This window comes from Streptomyces carpinensis (genome assembly GCF_002154505.1).
Lineage (GTDB): Bacteria > Actinomycetota > Actinomycetes > Streptomycetales > Streptomycetaceae > Streptomyces > Streptomyces carpinensis.
In genome coordinates, this window is sequence record NZ_MUBM01000344.1 from 1 (window position 1) to 3,163 (window position 3,163).

The 3,163-nt window shown below is 74.2% G+C and carries 5 protein-coding genes; 3 read left to right on the plus strand and 2 right to left on the minus strand.

The window, feature by feature from the left end:
• Positions 1–248 precede the first annotated feature (248 nt).
• On the plus strand, positions 249–1,166 hold the full coding sequence (locus BZY54_RS37485; RefSeq protein ID WP_086729797.1) for a sigma-70 family RNA polymerase sigma factor: 918 nt from the start codon (positions 249–251) through the stop codon (positions 1,164–1,166).
• Here the strand turns inward: BZY54_RS37485 and BZY54_RS37490 are convergent.
• Positions 1,147–1,347, minus strand: a complete 201-nt coding sequence (locus tag BZY54_RS37490) for a ferredoxin (protein WP_086729792.1) — start codon at positions 1,345–1,347, stop codon at positions 1,147–1,149. The two genes, BZY54_RS37485 and BZY54_RS37490, sit on opposite strands and share 20 nt — an antisense overlap.
• An 11-nt stretch (positions 1,348–1,358) precedes the next feature.
• Positions 1,359–2,567 carry a cytochrome P450 gene (locus BZY54_RS37495; protein WP_086729793.1) on the minus strand — a complete coding sequence of 403 codons (1,209 nt, stop codon included), beginning with the start codon at positions 2,565–2,567 and terminating at the stop codon, positions 1,359–1,361.
• Between BZY54_RS37495 and BZY54_RS37500 the strand changes: the two genes are divergently transcribed.
• Entirely contained in the window at positions 2,566–2,850 is a 285-nt protein-coding gene (locus tag BZY54_RS37500; RefSeq protein ID WP_086729795.1) for a hypothetical protein, read from the plus strand. The genes BZY54_RS37495 and BZY54_RS37500 overlap by 2 nt on opposite strands.
• The coding region (locus BZY54_RS37505) for a LysE family transporter (RefSeq protein WP_158103975.1) at positions 2,847–3,163 on the plus strand (317 nt) is incomplete at its 3' end. The genes BZY54_RS37500 and BZY54_RS37505, both read left to right, overlap by 4 nt.

Below are 3,163 nucleotides of genomic sequence, written 5' to 3' on the forward strand. Positions count from 1 at the left end.
CAGGGTGGTGTAGGCGGAGGTGAGTGGTGGCACGGGGGCGGTGGCCAGGTCACGGTGGCGGTACTGCGCCGTGCCGTGCCGCGTCCGCCAGGCGCGCACGAAGCGGGCCGTCAGCCGTCGGCTCACCGAGTCGGCGGTCGCGTCGGCGCTGGAGTCGATGTGCAGCAGCATGGAAGGGTCACCTCGATCGTGTCCGGTTCGTCAGTGGGGTGACGGAGCACGACACGGAAAGGTGACCCATGGGCCTCATGGCGGGCGACGACGAACTTGCCCGGCGGTTCGAGGAGCGGCGGGGGCGGCTGCGGGCGGTCGCGTACCGGATGCTGGGCTCGCTCAGCGAGGCGGACGACGCGGTGCAGGAGACCTGGCTGCGGCTCGGCCGCACCGGCGCGGACGGCATCGACAATCTGTCCGGCTGGCTGACCACGGTCGTCTCCCGTGTCTGCCTGGACATGCTGCGCTCCCGTACGGCGCGGCGCGAGGAGCCGTACGGGCACGAGGCGCCGGAGGAGGCGGGCCCGGGCGACGGGCGCGCGCCCGAGGAGGAGGCGCTGCTCTCCGAGTCGGTGGGCGTGGCCCTGCTGGTCGTGCTCGACACGCTGACCCCGCTGGAGCGGGTGGCTTTCGTGCTGCACGATCTGTTCGCGGTGCCCTTCGACCGGATCGCTGTGGTCGTGGACCGTTCGCAGCCGGCCGCGAAGAAGCTCGCCAGCCGGGCCCGGCAGAAGGTGCGCGGCGCCCCGGCGTCCTCCGGCGCCGAGCTGGAGGGGCACCGCAGGGTCGTGGAGGCGTTCCTGTCCGCCGCACGGGGCGGGGATCTCGGCGCGCTGCTGGACGTGCTCGCCCCGGACGTCGTGCGCCGGGCCGACCCGGCCGCCCTGCCGGCCGGGGTGCCGGCGGAGCTGCGCGGGGCGCGGGCGGTGGCCGAGGGCACGGTCGCGCTGCGCCACCGTGCCCGCTTCGCCGCCGTCGCCCTGGTCGACGGCCGGGTCGGCGCCGTGGTGGCACCGCACGGCCGGCTCCTGTTCGCCCTGGACATCGCCGTCCGCGAGGACCGGATCGTCTCCTACGAGGTGATCGCGGCGCCGGATCGGCTGCGCCGGCTGGCGCTGGCCGTGGTCGGCGAGCCGGGGGCGGTCGCCGGCGTCACTTCGCCGGCTCGGTGACGCTGATCGCGCCGACGGGGCAGGCCCGGGCGGCTTCGCGGACCATCGGGTCGCCGCCTCCGTCCTCCCGGCCGGGCAGCAGCGCGCTGAAGCCTTCGTCGTCCTGGGTGAACACCCCCGGGGCGGCCAGCGCGCACTGGCCGGCCCCGATGCAGCGGTTCTTGTCGATGTCGATGCGCATGACGGAGCCTCTTACCAGGTCACGGGGAGTTCCAGCATCCCCTGGATCGTGTCGCCGGGTTTGAAGGGGATCTCCTCCGGCGGTGCGGCGAGCCGGAGCGTGGGGAGCCGCTGCACGAGGCTGCCCAGGGCGAGCTCCAGCTCGGTGCGGGCGAGGTTCTGGCCCAGGCACTGGTGGATGCCGAAGCCGAACGCGATGTGGTGGCGGGCCGGGCGGTGGAAGTCGAGGGTGTCCGGGGCCGCGTAGACGTCCTGGTCGCGGTTGATGACGGAGGTCGAGAAGACCACCCCGTCGCCGGCCCGGATCGTCGTGCCGGCCACCTCGATGTCCTCGGTGGCCTGTCGCAGCAGTCCGTCCGCGATGGACAGCAGCCTCATCAGTTCCTCCACCGCCGCCGGCAGCAGCGCGGGGTCGGCACGCAGCTCGGCCAGCCGGTCGGGGTGCTGGAGGAGGGTGTAGGTGCCGAGGGAGATCATGTTGGCGGTGGTCTCGTGGCCCGCGACGAGCAGGATGACGGCCAGCGCGAGCAGCTCCGCGCGGCCCGGCCGGCCCTCGCGCTGCTGCTGCTGGATCAGGTCGTCCAGCACGCCGTCGCCGGGCTCCTTCCGCTTGTGGTCGATCAGGTCGCTCAGGTACGCCTCGAGCCGGTCCCGCGCGTCCTGTGCGACGGCGGCGCTCGGGCCGCGCAGCAGCAGCCGCGACTGCTCCTCGAAGAACTCGTGGTCGGCGTAGGGGACGCCGAGCAGCGCGCAGATCACCATGGACGGCACCGGCAGCGCGAACGCGGCGACGAGGTCGGCGGGCGGCCCCTGGGCGATCATCTCGTCCAGCAGCCCGTCGACGGTCCGCTGGATCTGCGGGCGCAGCTCGGTGGCGCGCTTGAGGGTGAAGCTGGGGATCATCATGCGGCGCTGGGTGCGGTGCTCGGGGTCGTCGACGCCCAGGAGCGCGGTCGTGCGATCGCGGATCGCCGCGAAGCGGGGGGTGGTCACGGGGAACCCGTCGCGGTTGCGGTCGGTGGACAGGCGCGGGTCGGTCAGCAGCTCACGGGCGAGGGCGTGCCCGGTGACGAGCCAGACCGGACGGCCGTCGTAGAGGGTGACGCGGGCCAGCGGGCGGGTGGCGCGCACCGGGTCGTAACCGGTGGGCGGGTGATAGGGGCAGCTGCGGTCCTGTGGGAAGGCCACGGGCTGGGACGGTTCGGTGGTCAGGTCCGGCATGGAAGACCTCGCAGACGAAGGGTGCGTCGTGCCGATCGCCATTAGATGCCCGAGGCATCCATGGGGCGACGCGAACTTCGGCCAGATGGGCTACCTGCGGAATCTGGCCGGGAAGCGCTTCTTCCGCTTCATAAACAGGTTGCCTCGGCAGGACCCGATCGCGCACGATCCGGCCATGCCCACGATCGACGTCTTCCCGCCGCTGATGTCCGCCGCCGCCCTCCCGGTGGCGCGCCGACAGCAGCCCGGCCGCCCCCGGAGGCCCGGTCCGCCGCGGTCGTGACGGCCGCGCTCGTCGCGGGGCTGGTCGCGGGCTACGGCATCGCCGTGCCCGTCGGCGCCGTCGCGACCCTCCTCGTCTCCCTGACCGCCCGTACGTCCCTGCGGACCGGTGCGTGCGCAGCGCTCGGCGTCGCCACCGCCGACGGTCTCTACGCCCTCCTCGCCACCCTGGGCGGCGCCGCCCTGGCCGACGCGCTGCGACCGGTCCTGGTGCCGTTGCGCTGGGCGTCGGCCCTGGTCCTGGCCGCACTGGCGGTGCGGGGCGCGGTCGCCGCCGTACGGCACCACCGGCGCGACCGGCACACCGCCCGCCC

Excerpts from the sequence above, each read along its gene's own strand:
- BZY54_RS37500 (WP_086729795.1), top strand. The coding sequence starts at position 2,566 with ATGGAAGACCTCGCAGACGAAGGGTGCGTCGTGCCGATCGCCATTAGA.
- BZY54_RS37485 (WP_086729797.1), top strand. The coding sequence starts at position 249 with ATGGCGGGCGACGACGAACTTGCCCGGCGGTTCGAGGAGCGGCGGGGG.
- BZY54_RS37490 (WP_086729792.1), bottom strand. The coding sequence starts at position 1,347 with ATGCGCATCGACATCGACAAGAACCGCTGCATCGGGGCCGGCCAGTGC.
- BZY54_RS37495 (WP_086729793.1), bottom strand. The coding sequence starts at position 2,567 with ATGCCGGACCTGACCACCGAACCGTCCCAGCCCGTGGCCTTCCCACAG.